General features: G+C 61.2%; 17 protein-coding genes and 2 pseudogenes. 7 read left to right on the top strand and 12 right to left on the bottom strand.

Translation table 11 applies throughout. The annotated features are described in order from the left end of the window. Positions 1 to 70: 70 nt before the first annotated feature. Together ACGLHT_RS07045 and ACGLHT_RS07040 are read left to right on the top strand one after the other, a co-directional pair. Entirely contained in the window at positions 71 to 1,420 is a 1,350-nt protein-coding gene (locus ACGLHT_RS07045) for an APC family permease (protein ID WP_274120056.1), read from the top strand. A 250-nt stretch (positions 1,421 to 1,670) separates the two neighbouring features. Further along, positions 1,671 to 2,594 (top strand): RHS repeat-associated core domain-containing protein, encoded by a 924-nt coding sequence (locus tag ACGLHT_RS07040; RefSeq protein WP_274120055.1) that lies wholly within the window; start codon positions 1,671 to 1,673, stop codon positions 2,592 to 2,594. An 86-nt stretch (positions 2,595 to 2,680) separates the two neighbouring features. On the opposite strand, the gene ACGLHT_RS07035 is transcribed toward ACGLHT_RS07040, so the two are convergent. Then, positions 2,681 to 3,262, bottom strand: a complete 582-nt coding sequence (locus tag ACGLHT_RS07035; RefSeq protein ID WP_137162807.1) for a DUF2780 domain-containing protein — start codon at positions 3,260 to 3,262, stop codon at positions 2,681 to 2,683. Between the two features lie 212 nt (positions 3,263 to 3,474). Between ACGLHT_RS07035 and ACGLHT_RS07030 the strand changes: the two genes are divergently transcribed. Next, the gene (locus ACGLHT_RS07030) at positions 3,475 to 4,395 is read left to right on the top strand and encodes an RHS repeat-associated core domain-containing protein (protein ID WP_274078782.1); all 921 of its coding nucleotides are present in this window, start codon (positions 3,475 to 3,477) and stop codon (positions 4,393 to 4,395) included. After that, positions 4,395 to 4,640 (top strand): annotated as a pseudogene (locus ACGLHT_RS07025) (DUF3077 domain-containing protein); the annotation flags it as partial. The gene ACGLHT_RS07030 and the pseudogene ACGLHT_RS07025, both read left to right, overlap by 1 nt. A gap of 274 nt (positions 4,641 to 4,914) precedes the next feature. Here the strand turns inward: ACGLHT_RS07025 and fdhA are convergent. Then, complete coding sequence (gene fdhA / locus ACGLHT_RS07020; protein WP_003255673.1) at positions 4,915 to 6,114, bottom strand: formaldehyde dehydrogenase, glutathione-independent; 1,200 nt, start codon at positions 6,112 to 6,114, stop codon at positions 4,915 to 4,917. A 271-nt stretch (positions 6,115 to 6,385) separates the two neighbouring features. Between fdhA and ACGLHT_RS07015 the strand changes: the two genes are divergently transcribed. Then, positions 6,386 to 6,718, top strand: a complete 333-nt coding sequence (locus ACGLHT_RS07015) for a hypothetical protein (protein ID WP_274120054.1) — start codon at positions 6,386 to 6,388, stop codon at positions 6,716 to 6,718. Between the two features lie 6 nt (positions 6,719 to 6,724). Here ACGLHT_RS07015 and purU read toward each other — a convergent pair whose 3' ends face one another. The 6 genes from purU to ACGLHT_RS06985 all read right to left on the bottom strand — a co-directional run bounded on the left by purU (position 6,725) and on the right by ACGLHT_RS06985 (position 14,293). Then, the gene (gene purU / locus ACGLHT_RS07010) at positions 6,725 to 7,582 is read right to left on the bottom strand and encodes a formyltetrahydrofolate deformylase (protein ID WP_075044363.1); all 858 of its coding nucleotides are present in this window, start codon (positions 7,580 to 7,582) and stop codon (positions 6,725 to 6,727) included. Between the two features lie 12 nt (positions 7,583 to 7,594). Further along, positions 7,595 to 8,227: a sarcosine oxidase subunit gamma gene (locus tag ACGLHT_RS07005; protein ID WP_025337396.1), complete on the bottom strand. Its 633-nt coding sequence runs from the start codon at positions 8,225 to 8,227 to the stop codon at positions 7,595 to 7,597. A 182-nt stretch (positions 8,228 to 8,409) separates the two neighbouring features. Continuing rightward, positions 8,410 to 11,427 (bottom strand): sarcosine oxidase subunit alpha, encoded by a 3,018-nt coding sequence (locus ACGLHT_RS07000; protein WP_025337395.1) that lies wholly within the window; start codon positions 11,425 to 11,427, stop codon positions 8,410 to 8,412. Next, a complete protein-coding gene (locus ACGLHT_RS06995; RefSeq protein WP_039613194.1) occupies positions 11,424 to 11,759 on the bottom strand; it encodes a sarcosine oxidase subunit delta in 336 nt (111 codons plus the stop codon). The genes ACGLHT_RS07000 and ACGLHT_RS06995 overlap by 4 nt, the downstream gene beginning before the upstream one ends. A 14-nt stretch (positions 11,760 to 11,773) precedes the next feature. Next, entirely contained in the window at positions 11,774 to 13,024 is a 1,251-nt protein-coding gene (locus ACGLHT_RS06990) for a sarcosine oxidase subunit beta family protein (protein WP_003255680.1), read from the bottom strand. A 15-nt stretch (positions 13,025 to 13,039) separates the two neighbouring features. Next, positions 13,040 to 14,293, bottom strand: a complete 1,254-nt coding sequence (locus ACGLHT_RS06985; RefSeq protein WP_025337394.1) for a serine hydroxymethyltransferase — start codon at positions 14,291 to 14,293, stop codon at positions 13,040 to 13,042. 337 nt (positions 14,294 to 14,630) lie between these two features. Between ACGLHT_RS06985 and ACGLHT_RS06980 the strand changes: the two genes are divergently transcribed. Further along, positions 14,631 to 15,671, top strand: a complete 1,041-nt coding sequence (locus ACGLHT_RS06980) for a low specificity L-threonine aldolase (protein WP_075044361.1) — start codon at positions 14,631 to 14,633, stop codon at positions 15,669 to 15,671. A gap of 106 nt (positions 15,672 to 15,777) precedes the next feature. Here ACGLHT_RS06980 and ACGLHT_RS06975 read toward each other — a convergent pair whose 3' ends face one another. From ACGLHT_RS06975 to ACGLHT_RS06960, 4 genes and pseudogenes are all read right to left on the bottom strand, one after another. Further along, positions 15,778 to 16,506 (bottom strand): methyl-accepting chemotaxis protein, encoded by a 729-nt coding sequence (locus ACGLHT_RS06975; RefSeq protein WP_371257959.1) that lies wholly within the window; start codon positions 16,504 to 16,506, stop codon positions 15,778 to 15,780. Positions 16,507 to 16,641: 135 nt separating this feature from the next. After that, positions 16,642 to 17,670 (bottom strand): annotated as a pseudogene (locus ACGLHT_RS06970) (cache domain-containing protein); the annotation flags it as partial. Positions 17,671 to 17,893: 223 nt separating this feature from the next. Continuing rightward, complete coding sequence (locus ACGLHT_RS06965) at positions 17,894 to 18,196, bottom strand: cell division protein ZapA (RefSeq protein ID WP_003257516.1); 303 nt, start codon at positions 18,194 to 18,196, stop codon at positions 17,894 to 17,896. Next, positions 18,193 to 18,423, bottom strand: coding sequence for a hypothetical protein (locus ACGLHT_RS06960; RefSeq protein ID WP_274120053.1), 231 nt, complete (start codon positions 18,421 to 18,423; stop codon positions 18,193 to 18,195). The genes ACGLHT_RS06965 and ACGLHT_RS06960 overlap by 4 nt, the downstream gene beginning before the upstream one ends. 275 nt (positions 18,424 to 18,698) lie before the next feature. Here ACGLHT_RS06960 and ACGLHT_RS06955 point away from each other — a divergent pair, with 275 nt between their 5' ends. Continuing rightward, positions 18,699 to 20,324 carry a methyl-accepting chemotaxis protein gene (locus ACGLHT_RS06955; RefSeq protein WP_085691997.1) on the top strand — a complete coding sequence of 542 codons (1,626 nt, stop codon included), beginning with the start codon at positions 18,699 to 18,701 and terminating at the stop codon, positions 20,322 to 20,324. The last annotated feature ends 64 nt before the right edge of the window (positions 20,325 to 20,388 follow it).

The following is a 20,388-nucleotide window of genomic DNA, read 5'->3' as shown; positions in this document are numbered from 1 at the left end:
TTTGTCACACCCCACCTAAGTGGATAAAAATCGACCAAAGCACAACTACAAAAAAGCTCTGGATCGAACGATGGCCAACCCACCCAGCTCTACCCCCGTCCAGCTCCGCCGTGTCCTCGGCCTGCCCGCCCTGGTGTTCTTCGGCCTGGTGTACATGGTCCCGCTGACCATCTTCACCACTTACGGCATCGTCACCGAACTTACTGGTGGTCGCACGGCCGGCGCCTATATCGTCACCCTGGTGGCCATGCTGTTCACCGCCACCTCCTACAGCTTCATGGTCAAACGCTTCCCGGTTGCGGGCTCGGCGTACTCCTACACCAACATGGCCTTCGGCCCGAACGTTGGCTTCCTGGCCGGCTGGTCGCTGCTGCTCGACTACCTGTTCCTGCCGATGATCAACTACCTGCTGATCGGCTTGTTCCTGAACATCGCCTTTCCGGCCTTCCCCGCGTGGTCGATCGCGCTGGCCTCTATCGCCCTGGTCACGGTGCTCAACGTGGTCGGTATTCACTCTGTGGCCAAGACCAGCAACCTGATCGTCGGTGCACAGATCGTCTTCATCGTGGTGTTCGTCGCCCTGTCCTGCCAGTCCCTGGCCGGCCAACCGCTCGACCTGCTTTCACCACTGCTGGGCGACGGTTCGCAGCCGGGCTTCGGCGCGCTGATGGCTGGTGCGGCGGTGCTGTGCCTGTCGTTCCTCGGCTTTGACGCTGTCTCGACCTTGGCCGAAGAATGCCGCGATGCCCGCCGCGATGTGCCACGGGCAATCATCCTCACCACCCTGTTCGCCGGGGTGCTGTTCACCGTGCTGGCCTATGTCAGCCAACTGGTACTGCCGGGCACCACCTTTGCCAATGCCGATGCGGCGGCCAACGAGGTGATGTTCAAGGCGGGCGGGCAGTTCCTGGCCAACTTCTTCACTGCGGCCTATGTGGCCGGCAGCCTGGGCTCGGCGCTGGCCTCGCAGGCGGCTGTGTCGCGCATTCTGTTCACCATGGGCCGTGACAAGGTGCTGCCGCAGCGAACGTTCGGCTACCTGTCACCGCGCTTTGGCACGCCGGTGTTCGCCATTCTGCTGGTTTCGGCGTTCTCGTTGCTGGCGTTGGTGATCGACCTGGCGACCCTTGCCTCGCTGATCAGCTTTGGTGCGCTGGTGGCGTTTTCGGCGGTGAACCTGGCAGTGGTGAAGACTCACCTGATGGACGATGGTGCACAGCGTAACCTCAAGGGGCTGCTGTGCTATGGCGTGGTGCCGTTGGTGGGGTTGGCGCTGACCTTGTGGCTGTGGACCAGCCTGACGGCACTGACTTTGGTGATTGGCCTGTGCTGGTTTGCCCTGGGCCTGGCGTACCTGGCGGTACTGACCGCCGGCTTCCGTCGCCCGGTGCGCCTGGTGGACTTCAGCGAAGCTGCCTGATCTGCTGGCCTGACGCAAATCTGCTTTTTTGGAGCAGGCATGGCGTGGCGCCGAACTGCTCGGCAAGGGCCGCGCAGCGGCGCCTCCAGTCCGCCGCTGTCGGGTGACTGCAGCAGCAAACACACATTGCTACGCCAAGCTTGTAGACATCGCACTTGCCCATGCATACCTAACATTTTTGCCAGTTGCGGCCCCCCTGCGTCCAGCTAATACTCATGATGAAAACTCAAATCAATGATGAGTACTGGCCATGAGTGAAAGTAAAAAAATCTTCTACATGAACGGGCTTCCACTAAATATAAAAAGCAAAAATGCCACCCAAACGTTGTTTCGATCGCACATCACCCCGTTGGCAGAGTGGCAAGACGAGCCTGATTCGACAACAAAGCTTTACTCGACAGATGACTCAGCGAGTATATTGCAAACATCTGCCAGCCCTGAGCAAACTATCGTTTATACCCCATACGGGCACAGACCTGATGCTTCAGCGATGCCGCTATTAGGGTTCAATGGTGAACTGCTGAATACTGCAATAGGTTTTTATTTATTGGGGATTGGCTATCATCGCTCTTACAGCCCCGCTCACATGAGATTCTCTTGCCCTGATTCCATGAGCCCTTTTGGCGGTGGCGGAATAAATGCGTACGCCTACTGCAGCAACGACCCCATAAACAAAATCGACCCTTCAGGCCATGTTAACCTTCGGAAAGCGATTGGAAACTTCTTCGGCCGCAAGGAAAAACTTACTCAGCAAGTCAATATCTATAATACTGAAACTGAAGCCAGAGCAAACGCAATAGGCAGATTGAAATTCCCAGACCAGCCTAAAACTTCCCAAGACTACCATTTGACCTCCATTAAAATGGAAAAAAATATGGAGGAACTTCCCCAAGTACCAACCCTCAGCGGCGAGGCAGAAAAATATAGAGACAAGCATTTCAAGGGCGAAAGCCCTATCATTGCAGGGGTCTTGAGCGAGCTAGCAGAAGAAGCATCAAAAAAACTTAATGCTTTCCGCATGCAGCAAAGAGAATTTGAAAAAAAAGGCGAGGAATGGCGTTCTGCGGCTAGAATCAAAGCGCACGAAGAACAAAGATTAAAAGAGGAGAAAGCCCGGGAAATGCGCGACCAGATTAGACGTGAAAGAAGGGAAAATGGCGTTCGTCATCCGTAACAGCGTTGGATAGAAAACCCCTTCGCTAAAACATAGCCGCTACGTACCTGAAGCCCCTCTACGCGAGGGGGCTCGTTTCGCTTGGATCAGACCGACGGCTGAGCCAACGGCGCCGGCACTGGCGTAGTCCACAAACTCCCCAGGTTCTGCAACAACGCCCCGGCAATCCCCTGCTGCCCCAGGTACTGCAGCAGCAACGGCGCAAACTGTCCGATCATCCCGGTATCCATGCCCAGCGCCTTGAACGCATTGTCCAGGTCGCTGCGGTTCTCCACATTGCCACCCAGCGCATTGCTCAACGCCGACGGGTTCTCGCTGTTCTTGCCCAGCAAATCACCCAACCCACTTAAACCACCCAGCGCGCTGGCCCCGGCCAGCAAGTCCAGCCCCGGTACTGCCTTGGTCAGCTGGCCATAGTCTTCGCTGCTGAGGTTGTTACGCGCCAACCCCAACATCGCCCCCGCCCCGCCCACGGCTTGCTCGGGGGTGATGTTCAATTGGCTACCCAGGGTATTGAGCAAATTGGCTTGCGCTGCGGGCGCCTGCACCTGGCCTTGCGGTTGCTGGTTCTGCATGGCGGACACGGCGTTGGCGGCATCGCTGAGGTTGAAGGCGAACACCGGGCTTGCGGCCAGGGTCATCAGGGTTGCCAGGGTGAATGCTTTCATCGGGAGGGACCTCGTTGGCCGGGATGGCCTGGGAAACGGGGCATTTGACTGATAATTCATTGCTTTGTTCCGAGCCGGTCATCAGGGCGCGAGCGAATAAAGCTGCTTTGATGGACACCTATCATTTTTGCCAGTAGCGACACGTAACAAACCGATTAATACTGCCACCATCGATTCAGATTTCATCAGCTAAAAATATGAGTATGCCCAGAATGGAAGTAAACAGACGTTCAGCATTCCTCTACCAAAACAGTAAGCTAGCGACCATAATTTCAGGAGCGCACTCCAGAACAGTTCTCCGTGCAGGCGAGCAGCTTCTTGCGGAAAGAAAGTCTGACAATGCACCTCGTACAGGCCTGCTGGTAACAGACGCTGCAGGTTCGGTTCTGCAAGCGTATGGCTGGGGTGGGCCGCACGCTGCTTACACAGCATACGGCCATTGTGGAAACTTGCCCGAACTTAAAACATCTCTAGGATTTAACGGCGAGCTGCATAACGCCTTTGTAAACGGCTATTTGCTTGGCAATGGACATAGGCTTTATGGGACGAGCAGATTCTACTCACCTGACTCCTATAGCCCCTTCGGAAAAGGTGGAATTAATACCTACGCTTACTGCGAAGGAGACCCAATAAACTTTCATGACCCTAGCGGCATGTTCATTATGCGTTTCTTCAGATGGGTCGGAAATCTTTTTTCCCGCAGTGCTCCCACGCAGAATGTATCTGTCGTAGAACGGGGCCGCGAGGAACCTGCCCCTCCATATACCAAAGAAGCTGCACCACCTTCTTACCAAGTCGCTAAAAGTAGAAGCCATGTCACGTCAAATCAAAAACTTAAAACACTTAACAGAAAACTCAATGATAAATATGAAGACTTAGCTTTTATCGAGGCCGAAATACTTCCCAATCCTGCAATCATGAAACGCAAACAAAAAGACATCGATAGACTAACCAAAAAAATAGAAAAAAAGCGAATCATTATTGAAAAAGCAGAAACCGACCTGGCTTTTTTAGAACACAACTCATTAGCCAGCACGCCGACTAGAAGGCATAGCATTTCTACAATCCGCCCCAGCCAAACTCAAGAAAACGCTCTTTCTATCAGAAGAAACTCTGTTGATGGGCATAACTAATTTTTGGGCGGCCATCTGCACCAACCCAGATTACTGCCCTGATACTCCTGTACAAGACCCACGCGCTATTTTGTATCGCGCCCGGTATTCCTTGCCAGTATGCCCGTGACCACGCCTCGGAACTGATGGGCTATGTGCGGGACATGACCATTGACGGGCTGATGGAAAACAAGCCGCAGTTGCTTTGGGCGTCACATTACCTGAGCGCGTTGGCCAAGGCACTGATGGATGATGCTGAGTTGGGGAATGATGCGCTGAGTTTTGGGTTGCCTGGGCTGGCCTATTCGTGGGCACGCCCGCTCCCACAGTGCGCGCCGTCAATCTCCCTGGCTGGCTCGGCTCCTGGTAGGAGCAGCCTTGTGCTGCGAAGACGCCATTGATGCCAGAGATGAGCTTTCGGCTTGCCGGCCCTTTCGCAGCGCAAGGCTGCTCCTACAGGGCTCAGTGCTGGCTTTGAAGTCAATGACACAGCCATGAAAAAGCCCCTCAATGCGAGGGGCTCTTGTCAAACAACAGCTGTTACGCCGCCCCCCACATCTTGTGCGGGTCGATCACGAACTTCTTCGGCACACCCGCATCAAACTCGCCATACCCTTCCGGCGCTTGATCCAGGTTGATCACCTGCACACCAACCACTTCAGCGATGTTGATTCGATCCCACATGATTGCCTGCATCAGCTGGCGGTTGTATTTCATGGTCGGGGTCTGGCCGGTGTGGAAGCTGTGCGACTTGGCCCAGCCCAGGCCAAAGCGGATGCTCAGCGCGCCGATCTTGGCGGCAGCATCCACCGCACCCGGGTCTTCGGTCACATACAGGCCTGGGATACCGATATTGCCGGCAACGCGGGTAACCTGCATCAGCGAGTTCAGCACGGTAGCCGGCGCTTCATGCTTGGCACCTTCGTGACCATGGCCGCGGGCTTCGAAGCCGACGGCGTCAACGGCGCAGTCCACTTCCGGCTCACCGAGAATGTCGACGATCTGCTCGTGCAGCGGGGTGTCCTTGGACAGGTCGACCACTTCGAAGCCTTGGGACTTGGCGTGAGCCAGGCGGGCTGGGTTGAGGTCGCCGACGATGACGCAGGCAGCGCCCAGCAGGCGTGCCGAGGCAGCGGCAGCCAGACCGACCGGGCCGGCACCAGCAACGTAGACGGTGCTGCCTGGGCCTACGCCGGCAGTCACGGCACCGTGGTAGCCGGTCGGCAGGATATCGGACAGGCAGGTCAGGTCACGGATCTTTTCCATGGCCTTGTCGCGCTCTGGAAGTTTCAGCAGGTTGAAGTCGGCGTACGGCACCAGCACGTACTCGGCCTGGCCGCCGGTCCAGTCGCCCATGTCGACGTAACCGTAGGCACCGCCAGCGCGGGCAGGGTTGACGGTGAGGCAGACACCGGTGTGCATTTCCTTGCAGGAGCGGCAGCGGCCACAGGCGACGTTGAATGGCACCGAGACCAGGTCGCCAATCTGCATGCGCTCGACGTCACGGCCCTTCTCGACGATCTCGCCGGTGATTTCGTGGCCCAGGACCAGACCGACCTGGGCAGTGGTGCGGCCGCGGACCATGTGCTGGTCGGAGCCGCAGATGTTGGTGGAGACCACCTTCAGGATCACGCCGTGCTCGATCTTCTTGCCGCGTGGGTCCTGCATTTTCGGGTAGTCGATCTTCTGCACCTCGACCTTGCCGGCGCCGAGATATACCACTCCACGATTGCCAGACATGCTCTTACCTCGCTTGATTTTTATTTATGCAGCGGTGGTTGAACGCGCCGCCATCCGTGGGCGGCATGTGTTACTGGAATGCAGGGAATTGTGGGCCTGATGGGGCCGGATGCGCTGACTGGAAACGACAGGCAAATGCCTCTGAACGGCAATCGGCCAGGTGGTGGTCGCGCGTATGCACAGGACGATGAATATCTACCGCAATACGTCGGCGAACGAGTGTTTCGATAGGGATGCAGTAACCCATCGTCTATCAACCTGGAGAACCATCATGACAGATATTGAACGCCCTGAAGATGGCTTCTGGCCCTACTGGGACGAGGCTGCCAGGCAGCAGGGCCTCGACCCAGAGATCGAAGCAGCATTGTTCCAAAATACAGGGGAATACTTCTACTTGGGCCTCGATACGATCTTCTATTACGCGGCTTATGGGTCCAGCTACGACATCGACAAAGAAGCCGTAAACTTTGATCTTCACGAGTTCAAAGAGCTGTCCTACGAAGGCGATCCAATTGCAGGTAAAAACCTGGGGGCGGACATGCGCCAGAAGTTCATTACAGCCATCCGCGAAACCCTGAAAGCCCATGCCCGCGATAAAAGTTAGACGCGGTCAGAGCACCACAGTCCTGTTCGCATTGAGGAACACTCGTCGCTCGATGTGATACCCCACCGCCCGCGCCAAGGTCAGGCACTCGATGTCGCGCCCTTTGGCAATCAGGTCTTCGGGGTAATGGCTGTGGTCGACCACCTCCACGCCCTGGGCGATGATCGGGCCTTCGTCCAGGTCGTTGTTGATGTAGTGCGCCGTAGCGCCAACCATCTTTACGCCCTTGTTGTACGCCTGGTGGTAAGGCTTGGCGCCTTTGAACCCTGGCAGCAACGAGTGGTGAATGTTGATCGCCCAGCCATCCAGGCGCCGGCACAGCTCTGGCGAAAGCACCTGCATGTAGCGCGCAAGAATCACTAGCTCGGCGCCGGTTTCCTCGATCACCTGAAGTACCTTGCGCTCTTGCCCAGGCTTGTCCTTGGGGTCGAGGGCGAAGTGGTAGTAAGGGATCTTGTGCCAGTGCGCCAGGGGTTCGAGATCAGGGTGGTTGGACACCACCGCGACCACGTCCATGGCCAGCTGACCGATACGCTGGCGATACAGCAGGTCGTTAAGGCAGTGGTCGGCCTTGGACACCATGATCACCACCTTCGGGCGGTGATTCGGTGCGGTCAGCTCGAAGGTCATGCCGAACGCCTCGCTGCGCTCGGCAAGGCCGGCGCGGAAGCCGGCTTCATCGAAATCGTCCGGCTGGCGGAACTCCACGCGAATGAAGAAACGCCCAGACTGCCGGTCATCGAAGGAGTGGTGCTCCGTCACGTAGCAGCGCTGCTCGAAGAGGTAACGCGTCACCACGTCGACGGTGCCGAGCATGCTCGGGCAGTCGGCGGTGAGAATCCAGGTATCCGGTGCCCGACTCATGTTCTGTTCTCCTTAAGCCTCGATGCTCAGGCCGTACTCGGCCGAAGCGTCCTGCAGCCACAGCCACCAGTAGTCGGCGAAGCTGCGGCGAATCACCAGCTCCCAGGTGTCTTCGGCGGTGCGGCGGATCACCAGTTGCGACTTGGCGAACACGGTGCCGACTGCCTTGCCCACCGGGAAGTTGTTCGGGTGAACATCATAGCTGGTGGATTTCATCAGCACTTCGCGCACGTTCGGGCCGCGCAGTTCCAGCAGGCTCTGCCCGCCGCTGACGTTGACCACCTGGATGTGCTGGCCTTCGAGGGCTGCGCGCAGTTTCTGCTCGACCGCCAGTTCCTGGCCGCCAGGCACGATCAGCAGCCACTCGTCGGGGCCGACCCATTGCAGCGACATTTCGTTGTTGGCGACCACGGTCAGGGCCACTGGCAGCTCCAGGCCCAGGGCCTTGTGCACGCCGGCGGCGAATTCCGGGTTGTGGCCGTCGCCACGGATGGTCAGGTGGCCGAGGAACTTGCGTTCACGCAGGGTCACGCCTGCGTTCTTGCGGCCTTTGCCAACCAGGCTGGCCAGATCGGCGTGGTGCAGTGGCGACTGGGCCTTGGCCTCGGCGCCGGGGTTTTGCTGGAAGACGTTGATAGCGCTCATTTCTTACCTGCCTTGAATTCTGTTGATCGCGAAGACCTGAGGTAGAACCTGTAGTCACAGACTGAGGAGACCCAGTGTGGGAGCGGGTTTACCCGCGAAGAGGGCGGTGAATCCACCATCGCATTCGCGGGTGAACCCGCTCCCACAGAGGTCGCATTCCAATCAGAGCTACCGGTGAAGCCTCAAACGTTCTGCCGCTCACCCTTCGGATCGAAGAACACCGAAGACACGATCTCCGCCTCGATCACGCTGCCATCCGCCTGCGGCGAGTAGACGCGCTCGCCCATGCGCTTGAGGCCGCCTTTGACCACACCCATGGCGAACGAGTAGCCCAGGGAGTTGGACGCGTAGCTAGAGGTGACGTGGCCAACCATATCCATCGGGATCGGCTGTTTCGGGTCGAACACCAGCTGGGCGCCTTCCGGCAGCCACTGGTTCGGGTCGACCGGCTTCAGGCCTACCAGTTGCTTGCGGTTGTCGCGCAGGCAGTCTTCGCGGTTCATGCCACGCAGGCCGATCCACGAGAACGGCTTGTTACGGCCCACGCACCAGCTCATGTTCAGGTCGTCCGGGTTCATCGAGCCATCGGTGTCCTGACCAACGATGATGAAGCCCTTCTCGGCACGCAGTACGTGCATGGTCTCGGTACCGTACGGGGTCAGGTTGTACTTCTTGCCTGCCTCGATGATCTGTTCCAGCACGCCCATGGCGTAGTTGGCCTGCACGTTGACTTCGTACGACAGCTCGCCGGTGAACGAGATACGGAACACCCGGGCCGGTACGCCGCCGACGTTGCCTTCCTTCCAGGTCATGAACGGGAAGGCTTCCTTGTCCATGTCGATGTCGGTCAGCTCGCTCAGCAGCTTGCGGCTGTTGGGGCCGGACAGGGTCATGGTGGCCCAGTGGTCGGTGACCGAGGTGAAGTACACCTTCAGTTCCGGCCATTCGGTCTGGTGGTACAGCTCCATCCACTGCAGCACGCGGGCGGCGCCGCCAGTGGTGGTGGTCATGATGAAGTGGTTGTCGCCGACGCAGGCGGTCACGCCGTCGTCGAAGACCATGCCGTCTTCCTTGCACATCAGGCCATAGCGGGCCTTGCCCACGTCGAGCTTGGTCCAGGCGTTGGTGTAGATGCGGTTGAGGAACTCACGCGCATCCGGGCCCTGGATGTCGATCTTGCCCAGGGTCGAGGCGTCCAGCAGGCCCACGCTGTCGCGCACGGCCTTGCACTCACGGGTCACGGCGGCGTGGATGTCTTCACCGGCTTTCGGGAAATACCACGGGCGCTTCCACTGGCCGACGTCTTCGAACTCGGCGCCATTCTTCACGTGCCAGGCATGCAGGGCGGTGAAGCGTACGGGCTCGAACAGGTGACCACAGTGACGGCCCGCTACTGCACCGAAGGTAACCGGCGTGTAGTTGGGGCGGAACATGGTGGTGCCCATTTCCGGGATGGTAATGCCGATCGAACGGGCGGCGATGGCCAGGCCGTTGATGTTGCCCAGTTTGCCCTGGTCGGTACCGAAGCCCAGCGCGGTGTAGCGTTTCACGTGCTCGACCGACTCGAAGCCTTCGCGGGTGGCCAGTTCGATGGCGGCCGCGGTGACGTCGTTCTGCTGGTCGACGAACTGCTTGGGTGCGCGGGCAGTGCCCTTGTCGTGCGGCACCTGGAACAGCGCCACGGTGGCCTCTTCCTTGCGCGCAACGGTTTTCGGCAGGCTGCCGACGGTGGCCTTGAAGCCCGCTTCGGTGGCTGCGCGAACGCCGCCTTCGAAGCCATCGGCAATCACGTCGCCCAGGGCGTAGACGCCGTTGATGCCACCCACGCATTCGCGTTTTTGCGGGGCATCGCCCGGCACGAAGCCGAGGATGTCTTCACGCCATACCGGGCGACCGCCCAGGTGCGAAGCCAGGTGCACGATCGGGCTGTAGCCGCCGGAGGTGGCGATCAGGTCGCACTCGAGGGTTTCGCCAGGGCTGGTGACCTTGTGTGCCTGCACATCGATGGCGGCCACGCGGGCGCCGGTGACGTGCTTGCTGCCCTTGGCCTCGATCACGGCGCTGGAGGTGAGGATGCGAATGCCTTTGGCACGTGCTTCTTCAACCAGCGAGCCACGCGGGTTGTGGCGGGCGTCGGCAATGGCGACCACTTGCAGGCCGGCGTCGTGCCAGTCCAGCGCGGCGCGGTAGGCGTGGTCGTTGTTGGTCGACAGCACCAGCTTGCGGCCCGGGGCCACGCCGTAGCGGCGTACGTAGGTGGACACGGCACCGGCCAGCATGTTGCCCGGCAGGTCGTTGTTGCCGTACACCAGCGGGCGCTCGTGGGCGCCGGCAGCCAGCACCACGCGCTTGGCGCGGACGCGGTGTACGCGGTGGCGTACCTGGCCGATCGGGGCGCGGTCGCCGAGGTGGTCGGTGAGGCGCTCGTGGATGGTCAGGAAGTTATGGTCGTGGTAGCCGTTGACCGTGGCACGTGGCAGCAAGGTCACTTCCGGCAGGCTTTCCAGCTCTTTCACCACGGCGCTGACCCAATCGGCAGCAGGCTTGCCGTCGAGGGTTTCGCGGGTGTCGAGCAGGCTGCCGCCGAACTCTTCCTGCTCGTCAGCCAGGATCACGCGGGCACCGCTGCGGGCTGCGGCCAGTGCAGCGGCCAGGCCGGCAGGGCCAGCGCCGACGATCAGCACGTCGCAGTGCTGGTTCATGTAGTCGTAGCTGTCCGGGTCGTTCTGCAGCGGCGCGCGGCCAAGGCCCGCGGCTTTGCGGATGTACTTCTCGTAAGTCATCCAGAACGATTTCGGGTACATGAAGGTTTTGTAGTAGAAGCCCGGCGGCATCATGCTGCCGCCCACCTTGCCCAGGATGCCCATGACGTCGTTGTTGACGTTCGGCCAGCCGTTGGTGCTGGTAGCTACAAGACCTGCGTACAGCGCCTGCTGGGTGGCACGCACGTTGGGGATCTGGGTGGCTTCGCTCGAGCCGATCTGCAGGATGGCGTTCGGCTCTTCGGTACCGGCGGCGATGATGCCGCGTGGGCGCGAATACTTGAAGCTGCGGCCGACGATGTCGACGCCGTTGGCCAGCAATGCGGCGGCCAGGCTGTCACCGGCATAACCTTGGTAGGTCTTGCCGTTGAAAGTGAAGTTCAGGACCTTGCTGCGGTCGATACGGCCGCCGCTGGCGAGGCGATAGGTCTGGCTCATACTTTTTCCCCTTGGCCTTTGACGGTCGACGCGGCGCTGCTCTGCTTGCCGCTGGCGGTCACTTGCGGCTTCTCGCCAATCTTGTAGGTTTCCAGAATCTCGTAGGTCACGGTGTCGCGGGTGACGTTGAAGTACTGGCGGCAGCCGGCAACGTGGTCCCACAGTTCGTGGTGAATACCGCGTGGGTTGTCACGGTAGAACATGTAGGTACCCCACTCCTCGTCGGAGCAGGCGTTAGGGTCCAGCGGGCGGGCGATGTGCGCCTGGCCAGAGGCGTGGAACTCTTCTTCGGAGCGCAGCTCGCCGCAGTGGGGACAGAAAATATGCAACATGACGGTGTCTCCGGTTAGTGGGCGACGGCGGCGGCGCCGTGTTCGTCGATCAGTGCGCCGTTGTAGAAACGGTCCATGGAGAACGGCGCGGCCAGTGGGTGCATTTCGCCCTTGGCCAGGCTCGCGGCGAAGACGTTGCCCGAACCCGGGGTCGCCTTGAAGCCGCCAGTACCCCAACCGCAGTTGAAGAACATGTTCTTGACCGGGGTCTTGGTGATGATCGGGCAAGCGTCCGGCGAGGTATCGACGATGCCGCCCCACTGGCGGTTCATGCGCACGCGCGAGAGGTTGGGGAACATCTCGACGATGGCCTGCAGGGTGTGCTCGATCACCGGGTACGAACCGCGTTGGCCGTAGCCGACCCAGCCGTCGATACCGGCACCGATCACCAGGTCGCCCTTGTCGGACTGGCTGATGTAGCCGTGCACGGCGTTGGACATGATCACGCTGTCGATGATCGGCTTGATCGGCTCGGATACCAGTGCTTGCAGCGGGTGCGATTCCAGCGGCAGGCGGAAGCCGGCCAGCTTGGCCATGTGCCCGGAGTTACCGGCGGTGACCACGCCGACGCGCTTGGCGCCGATGAAGCCTTTGTTGGTTTCCACACCGATGACCGCGCCGTTTTCCTTGCGGAAGCCGATCACTTCGGTCTGCTGGATCAGGTCCACGCCCAGGGCGTCGGCGGCACGGGCGAAGCCCCAGGCCACGGCGTCGTGACGCGCCACGCCGCCACGGCGCTGCACGGTGGCACCGAGGATCGGGTAGCGGGTGTTCTTCGAGCAATCCAGGTACGGGATCTCGGCCGCGACCTGGGCGGTGTTGAGCAGCTCGCCATCCACGCCGTTCAGGCGGTTGGCGCTGACCCGGCGCTCGGAGTCACGCATGTCCTGCAGGGTGTGGCACAGGTTGTACACGCCGCGCTGGGAGAACATCACGTTGTAGTTGAGGTCCTGGGACAGGCCCTCCCACAGCTTCATGGCGTGCTCGTACAGGTGCGCCGATTCGTCCCACAGGTAGTTGGAACGCACGATGGTGGTGTTACGGGCGGTGTTGCCGCCGCCCAGGTAACCCTTCTCGATCACGGCAACGTTGGTGATGCCGTGTTCCTTGGCCAGGTAGTAGGCCGTGGCCAGACCATGGCCGCCACCGCCGACGATAACCACGTCGTAGACCTTTTTAGGGGTTGGCGTGCGCCACATGCGCTGCCAGTTCTCGTGGTGGCTGAGGGAGTGCTTGAAAAGGCCGAAGCCCGAGTAACGTTGCATGGTGTGTGACTCCACTCAGCGGTAAACAGGGAAATCTGCGCACAGGGCCGCGACGTTCTTCGCCACATCGGCTTCGACGTCTGCGTCACCGAGGTTGTCGAGGATGTCGCAGATCCAGCCGGCCAGGGCCACGCACTGAGCGACCTTGAAGCCGCGGGTGGTGACGGCCGGGGTGCCGATGCGCAGGCCCGAGGTGACGAATGGCGACTGCGGGTCATTCGGCACGGCGTTCTTGTTGACGGTGATGTGCGCGCGGCCCAGGGCGGCGTCGGCATCTTTGCCGGTGAGGCCCTGGCGGATCAGGCTGACCAGGAACAGGTGGTTGTCGGTGCCACCGGAAACCACGTCGTAGCCGCGGTCGATGAACACCTGGGCCATGGCCTGGGCGTTTTCGATCACTTGCTGCTGGTAGGCCTTGAATTCAGGCTCCAGCGCTTCCTTGAAGCACACGGCCTTGGCGGCGATAACGTGCATCAGCGGGCCGCCCTGGGCGCCAGGGAACACCGCGGCGTTCAGCTTCTTCTCGATCTCTTCGTTCGACTTGGCCAGGATCAGGCCGCCGCGTGGGCCGCGCAGAGTCTTGTGGGTGGTGGTGGTAACCACATCGGCGAACGGGATCGGGTTCGGGTACAGGCCAGCGGCAACCAGGCCGGCTACGTGGGCCATGTCGACGAACAGCAGCGCACCGACCTTGTCGGCGATGGCGCGGAAGCGTGGGAAGTCGAGGGTCTTGGAGTAGGCCGAGAAGCCGGCAACGATCATTTTCGGCTTGTGCTCGACAGCCAGGCGCTCGACTTCGTCGTAGTCGATCAGGCCGGTGTTGGTGTCGATGCCGTATTGCACAGCGTTGTACAGCTTGCCCGAGGACGACACCTTGGCGCCGTGGGTCAGGTGGCCGCCGTGGGCCAGGCTCATGCCGAGGATGGTGTCACCAGCCTGCAGCAGGGCCAGGTAGACCGCACCGTTGGCCGAGGAGCCGGAGTGCGGCTGGACGTTGGCGTAGTCGGCACCGAACAGCTGCTTGGCGCGCTCGATGGCCAGGGCTTCTACCTTGTCCACGTGCTCGCAGCCACCGTAGTAGCGCTTGCCAGGGTAGCCTTCGGCGTACTTGTTGGTCAGGCCGCTGCCTTGGGCCTGCATCACGCGCTTGGAGGTGTAGTTTTCCGAGGCGATCAGCTCGATGTGGTCTTCCTGGCGCTGTTCTTCGGCATTCATCGCCGCCAGCAGTGCATCGTCGTAACCCTGGATCTGGTCTTGCTTGCTGAACATCGTGTATCTCCCGGCAGCGATCATTTTTTGTCGTGGGGCACTGTGGCCCTTTGTGGCGATGTTATGACTGGCCGGGGCGGGTCAGATGCCTGCGCACGCCTTGCAATGGCGCGTTTACGACATTCGTTGCGGTGTTGGCTTCTTCGCGGGCACGCCCGCTCCCACAGGGATCTGCACAGGCCCATGGTTCCTGGCCTGCGCGGTCCTTGTGGGAGCGGGCGTGCCCGCGAAGAGGCCGGCACAGACAACACAGCCATCAGCCCATGCACAGCTTGTATAGGCAACTGCTGAATCGATGGTTTAGAGTGCTGTTCTGCGTCGTTCACAGGACAGTGTCATGACAGATAAGAGCCAACAATTCGCCAGCGACAACTATTCCGGCATCTGCCCCGAAGCCTGGGCAGCGATGGAAAAGGCCAACCATGGCCACGACCGCGCCTATGGCGACGACCAGTGGACCGAACGCGCCGCGGAATACTTCCGCAAGCTGTTCGAAACCGACTGCGAGGTGTTTTTCGCCTTCAACGGCACCGCCGCCAACTCCCTGGCCCTGGCCTCGCTGTGCCAGAGCTACCACAGCGTGATCTGCTCCGAGACCGCCCACGTCGAAACCGACGAGTGCGGTGCGCCGGAGTTCTTCTCCAACGGCTCCAAGCTGCTGACCGCGCCCAGCGTCAACGGCAAGCTGACACCGCAGTCGATCCGCGAAGTGGCGCTGAAGCGCCAGGACATCCACTACCCCAAGCCACGGGTGGTGACCATTACCCAGGCCACCGAGGTGGGCACCGTCTATCGCCCCGACGAGCTGAAAGCGATCAGCGCTACCTGCAAGGAGCTGGGGCTGAACCTGCACATGGACGGCGCACGCTTCAGCAATGCCTGTTCGTTCCTGGGCTGCAGCCCGGCAGAGCTGACCTGGAAGGCCGGCGTCGATGTGCTGTGCTTTGGCGGCACCAAGAACGGCATGGCGGTGGGCGAAGCGATCCTGTTCTTCAACCGTCAACTGGCCGAGGACTTCGACTACCGCTGCAAGCAGGCCGGGCAGCTGGCATCGAAGATGCGCTTCTTGTCGGCGCCTTGGGTGGGCCTGCTGGAAGATGGCGCCTGGCTGCGCCATGGCGCGCATGCCAACCATTGTGCGCAGTTGCTCGCCTCGCTGGTGAGTGACTTGCCGGGGGTGGAGCTGATGTTCCCGGTTGAGGCCAACGGGGTGTTCCTGCAGATGCCGGAGCACGCGATCGAAGCACTGCGCGGCAGGGGGTGGCGGTTCTATACCTTCATTGGCAGTGGCGGGGCGCGGTTCATGTGCTCGTGGGATACCGAGGAAGAGCGGGTGCGCGAACTGGCGGCGGATATCCGCAGCATCATCAGCGCCTGACAGGCCGCATTCGCGGGCATGCCCGCTCCCACAGGAATATCGCAGCCGTCGAGAGCTGTGCAGTACCTGTGGGAGCGGGCAAGCCCGCGAAGAAGCCAACACTGATCTAAAGCCTGAACCCACCCATCTGCCGCGCCAGGTCATCCGCCAAGCCACGCAGCGCCTGGCACTCCTCGCGACAGCCCTGCACCTCTGCCGCGGTCTCCCGAGCAAGGTCGGAAATCCCCTGCACCGTACGATTGATCTCCTCGGTCACCGCCGACTGCTCTTCGGTCGCAGTAGCCACCTGATGGTTCATGTCGCTGATGTGCTCCACCTGGTCAGTGATCGCCCCCAATGACGCCCCGGTGCGCTGGCTCGACTCCACCCCGCTACCCGTCGCCTGCTGCCCCGCCTGCATCGAACTCACCGCCGAACCCGCGCCCTGCTTCAAGCGCTGGATCATCTGCTGCACTTCGTCGGTGGACAGCTGCGTGCGCCGGGCCAAGGTACGCACCTCATCGGCCACCACGGCAAACCCACGGCCCATCTCCCCTGCCCTGGCCGCCTCGATGGCAGCATTCAGCGCCAGCAGGTTGGTTTGCTCGGAAATGCTACGAATAACCGCCAGAACTTCGTCGATCGAGGCCACTTCATCGGCCAGCTGGCTGACTGCATCTGCCGCCTTGCCGATATCACCCGACATCCCCTCGATACCACGGATCGAGCGTTGCACCACTTCACGCGCCTGCAGGGCTTCGTCCCTCGCCGACTGCGAGGCCTGGGCCGCATCGCCGGCATTGCGAGCAATGTCCTGCACGGTCAAACCCATTTCGTGCACGGCGGTAGCGACCATTTCGGTCATTTCCTGCTGGCGCCCGGAACGCTCGGCGGTGTTGTCCACCACCTGTGTCACCTGCTCGACCGCTAGGTGCAGCCGCTCGGAAGTGTGCAATACCTCGCCGATCAACCGGCGCTGGCTGTCGAGGAAGCGGTTGAAGCCACGCGCCAGGTCGCCCAGTTCGTCCTGGCGTGAATCGTCCAGCCGGTGGCTGAGGTCGCCCGCGCCACTGCCAATCTGCACCAGCGCCGCTGTGACGCGGCGGATCGGCCGCACCAGGCCACGCGCCAGCAGCACCACCAGCAGCAGCGATACCAGGGCCACGGCACCACCGATCAGGCTGGTCAGCCATACCGCCTGGTGCATTGGCGCGTAGATTTCCTCCTCCGGCACCTCGGCCACCAGGGTCCAGTTGAGGTCGCGCAGGGGCAGGCCGAGCGCCAGGTAGCTTTCGCCGTCACGGCTGAAGCGGCTGCTGCGCAGGCCTTCGCCGCCGGTCATCAGCGCCTTGGCGGCATCCGCGCCGAGCTGTTCGGTGAGCTGGCGTTTGCCGCTGAAGGCAGCGTCCGGATGAACCTGGATCAGGCCATCGTTACGCACCAGGAACACCTTGCCGTGCTCGCCAAATTTGAAGTCATGAATCAGCTTCGACAGTTCGGTCATGCGCAGGCCCATGCCAGCCACACCGACCAGTTGGCCGTTCTTTTCCACGCGATAGTCGATGAACAGCGCGAGCTCGCCGGTGGCACCGTCGATGTCGATGTTGATCAGGCGTTCGGCGCCGCTGTCGATGTAGCCGTAGAACCATTTGTCCTTGGGGTTGCTGCGGCTGAGGGTACGGTCCAGTCCATTCTCGTTGTAGTAGTGACCGGTTTCGGTCGAGACGAACAAGGTGGTGAAGGCCTGGTTGCGCTGCTTGGCGGCGGTCAGGTATTCGATGAATGGAGCGGCCTGGGCGGGGTCTTCACCGGCGGCAAGCCAGTCGCGCAGCAGGGTGTTGCCGGCAATATCCGCCGCCGCCACCAGCGGCTGGCCGAGCATGCGCTCAATGTCGTTGCGGATGGCCTCGATGCTGGCGGGCAGCGCGGTATCAACCAGGTAGCGTTCGGTGAGGCGGTTTAGCGCCACCGTGAAAATGATGACCACCACCAGGATGCTCGCCAGCAGGGCGGCACCCATGCTGGTGATCAACTGCCACTGGATGCTCTTGCGCCAGATACGCATGTCTCTACTCCCCGCATAATTATTGTTTTGCGGAAAGTGTATACACTTGCGTATCCAGTTAATCCAGTGACCTGAAGCAATCAGATACCCTGTGGGAGCGGTTTACCCGCGAATGCGATGCTGAATGCACTGACGCATTCGCGGGTGAACCCGCTCCCACAGAGGTCGATGCAAGACCTTATTGTTCGGCTATGGTCCGCACGATGGCGTCCACCGTGGCGTCGATCTGCGCCTGGGTACGCTCCAGCGTCTTGCGATGCTCATCCTGCAGCTCGATCTGCCGCGAACACAGGTTCAGCGCGGCCAGCACCAGCAGCTTGTCGCCGATCAGGGTCGGGTACTGACGCTTGGTCTGGGCCAGGGCGGTGTTGAGCATCTGCACCGCCTGGGCCAGGGTCGCCTCCTGGCCTTCAGGCGCCTTGATCGAATAGTCGTTGCCGAGGATCGACACGACATTGATCGGCTGCGCTCGCAGTGTCATGCGCCTACGACGCCGGCGTTGGCGCGCTCGAGCAGGGCCTGCAGGCGTGCGGCGGTGCTGCCGTTCTTCTCTTCCTGCTCCATCAGCGACAGCTGCAGGGTTTCGTTCTCTTCCTTGGCCTGGGCCAGTTCCTGGCCGAGGACGGTGTTCTGCTCGGTGAGTTGAGCGTTCTTCTGCATCAGGTCGCTGACCAGTTGCTCGATTTCGTTCAGGGAAGCTTCCAGCATGGGTCTATCTCAGGTTGTTGCGAGGGGCGCACACGATAAAGAAAAGTACGGCCCATCGCCATTAAATATCGGATTCACAAGGTGTCTAACCCGCAGATTGACAGAGGAACCACCCCCTTGTTCCGACATGGGTCAACCGCCGGTCAGGAAAAGGTTAGCAACCTCACAATTTTCGCCAACAGCACTCAAGACTGAGCAGTCACAACCGATAGCCCGGCAAGTCATGTTCTGTCGCACTTTGCGCACCCTTTTCCCTTTGCCTGGATCGTCCCTTCATGTCTCTACGTAATATGAACATCGCCCCGCGCGCGCTGCTCGGCTTCGCGCTCATCGGCCTGCTGATGCTTGGCCTCGGCATCTTCTCCCTCATCCAGATGGGCAACATCCGCCAGGCTGGCGTCGTCATCGAACAGGTCAGCGTGCCCAGCATCAAGATCCTCGACGAACTCACCGCCCTGAACCTGCGCATGCGCACCCTCTCCTACCGCCTGCTGCTCAACCGCGAGCCGGCGACCCAGCGCGAGACCCTGAGCCTGCTGGACGAGCGCAACAGCCAGATCGACCGTGCACGCCAGGCCTACCTGCCGTTGATCGGCGCCGCCGACGAACAGGCTGCGTTCGACCAGTACGGCCAGTTGCTCAACCAGTACCGCCAACTTGAGTCGCGCATGCGCAGCCTGAGCCAGGCCGACCGCACCGACGAACTGCGCGACCTGCTCAACCGCGACCTGCTCGCAAACTCCGAACAGATCAACAAGGTCATGGACACCCTGGTGCGCATCAACACGGACCAGACCCGCGCCACCAATGAGAAGGCCGCCAACCAGTACGACGCTGCCTTCGCCCTGGTGATCGGCCTGCTGGTCGCCGCCACCGTGCTGACTTTCGTCTGCGCCTTGCTGCTGACCCGCAGTATCGTCAAGCCGATCGAAGAAGCCCTCAAAAGCGCCGAACAGGTCGCCGACGGTGACCTGACCCACGTCATCCGCGCCGAAGGCACCGACGAAGCCGCCCGCCTGCTGCGTGCCATGGCCCGCATGCAGGACAAGCTGCGCGATACGCTGCAACAGATCGCCGGCTCCGCCACCCAGCTGGCCTCGGCGGCCGAAGAGTTGAATGCCGTCACCGACGAAAGTGCCCGTGGCCTGCAGCAGCAGAACAACGAGATCGAGCAGGCTGCCACTGCGGTAACTGAAATGACCAGCGCCGTGGAAGAAGTGGCGCGCAATGCCGTGAGCACCTCGGAAGCGTCCAGTGAAGCCAGCCGCTCCACCGGTGATGGACGTGACCTGGTGATGGAGACCGTGGGTGCCATCGAGCGCATGAGTGGCGATGTGCAGGCCACTGCCAAACTGATCACTCACCTGGCCGAACAGTCACGCGATATCGGCAAGGTGCTGGACGTGATCCGTGGCCTGGCCGACCAGACCAACCTGCTGGCGCTGAACGCCGCGATCGAGGCGGCACGTGCCGGTGAGGCGGGCCGTGGCTTTGCCGTGGTGGCGGATGAGGTGCGGGCGCTGGCTCATCGTACCCAGCAGTCGACCAGCGAGATCGAGCGGATGATCGGCAGTATCCAGGGCGGTACGGAAGAAGCGGTGGAATCGATGCGCACCAGCACCGAGCGTGCCGAATCCACGTTGAACATTGCCCGTGGCGCAGGCATGGCGCTGGACACCATCGCCGGGGCGGTGGCGCAGATCAACGAGCGTAACCTGGTGATTGCCAGCGCGGCGGAAGAGCAGGCGCAGGTGGCGCGTGAAGTGGATCGTAACCTGGTGAACATCAATGACCTGTCGGTGCAGAGTGCTACCGGGGCGCATCAGACCAGTGCGGCGAGTGCGGAGTTGTCGCGGTTGGCCGTGGATCTGAATGGGTTGGTGGCGCGGTTCCGTACTTGAAAAAACTGGGGCCGCTTTGCGGCCCATCGCGACACAAGGCCGCTCCTACAGGAAGTACGCAATC

It is taken from the genome of Pseudomonas sp. PsB, from assembly GCF_043658375.1.
Lineage (GTDB): Bacteria > Pseudomonadota > Gammaproteobacteria > Pseudomonadales > Pseudomonadaceae > Aquipseudomonas > Aquipseudomonas putida_Z.
This window is presented reverse-complemented; position numbering and strand designations above follow the sequence as displayed.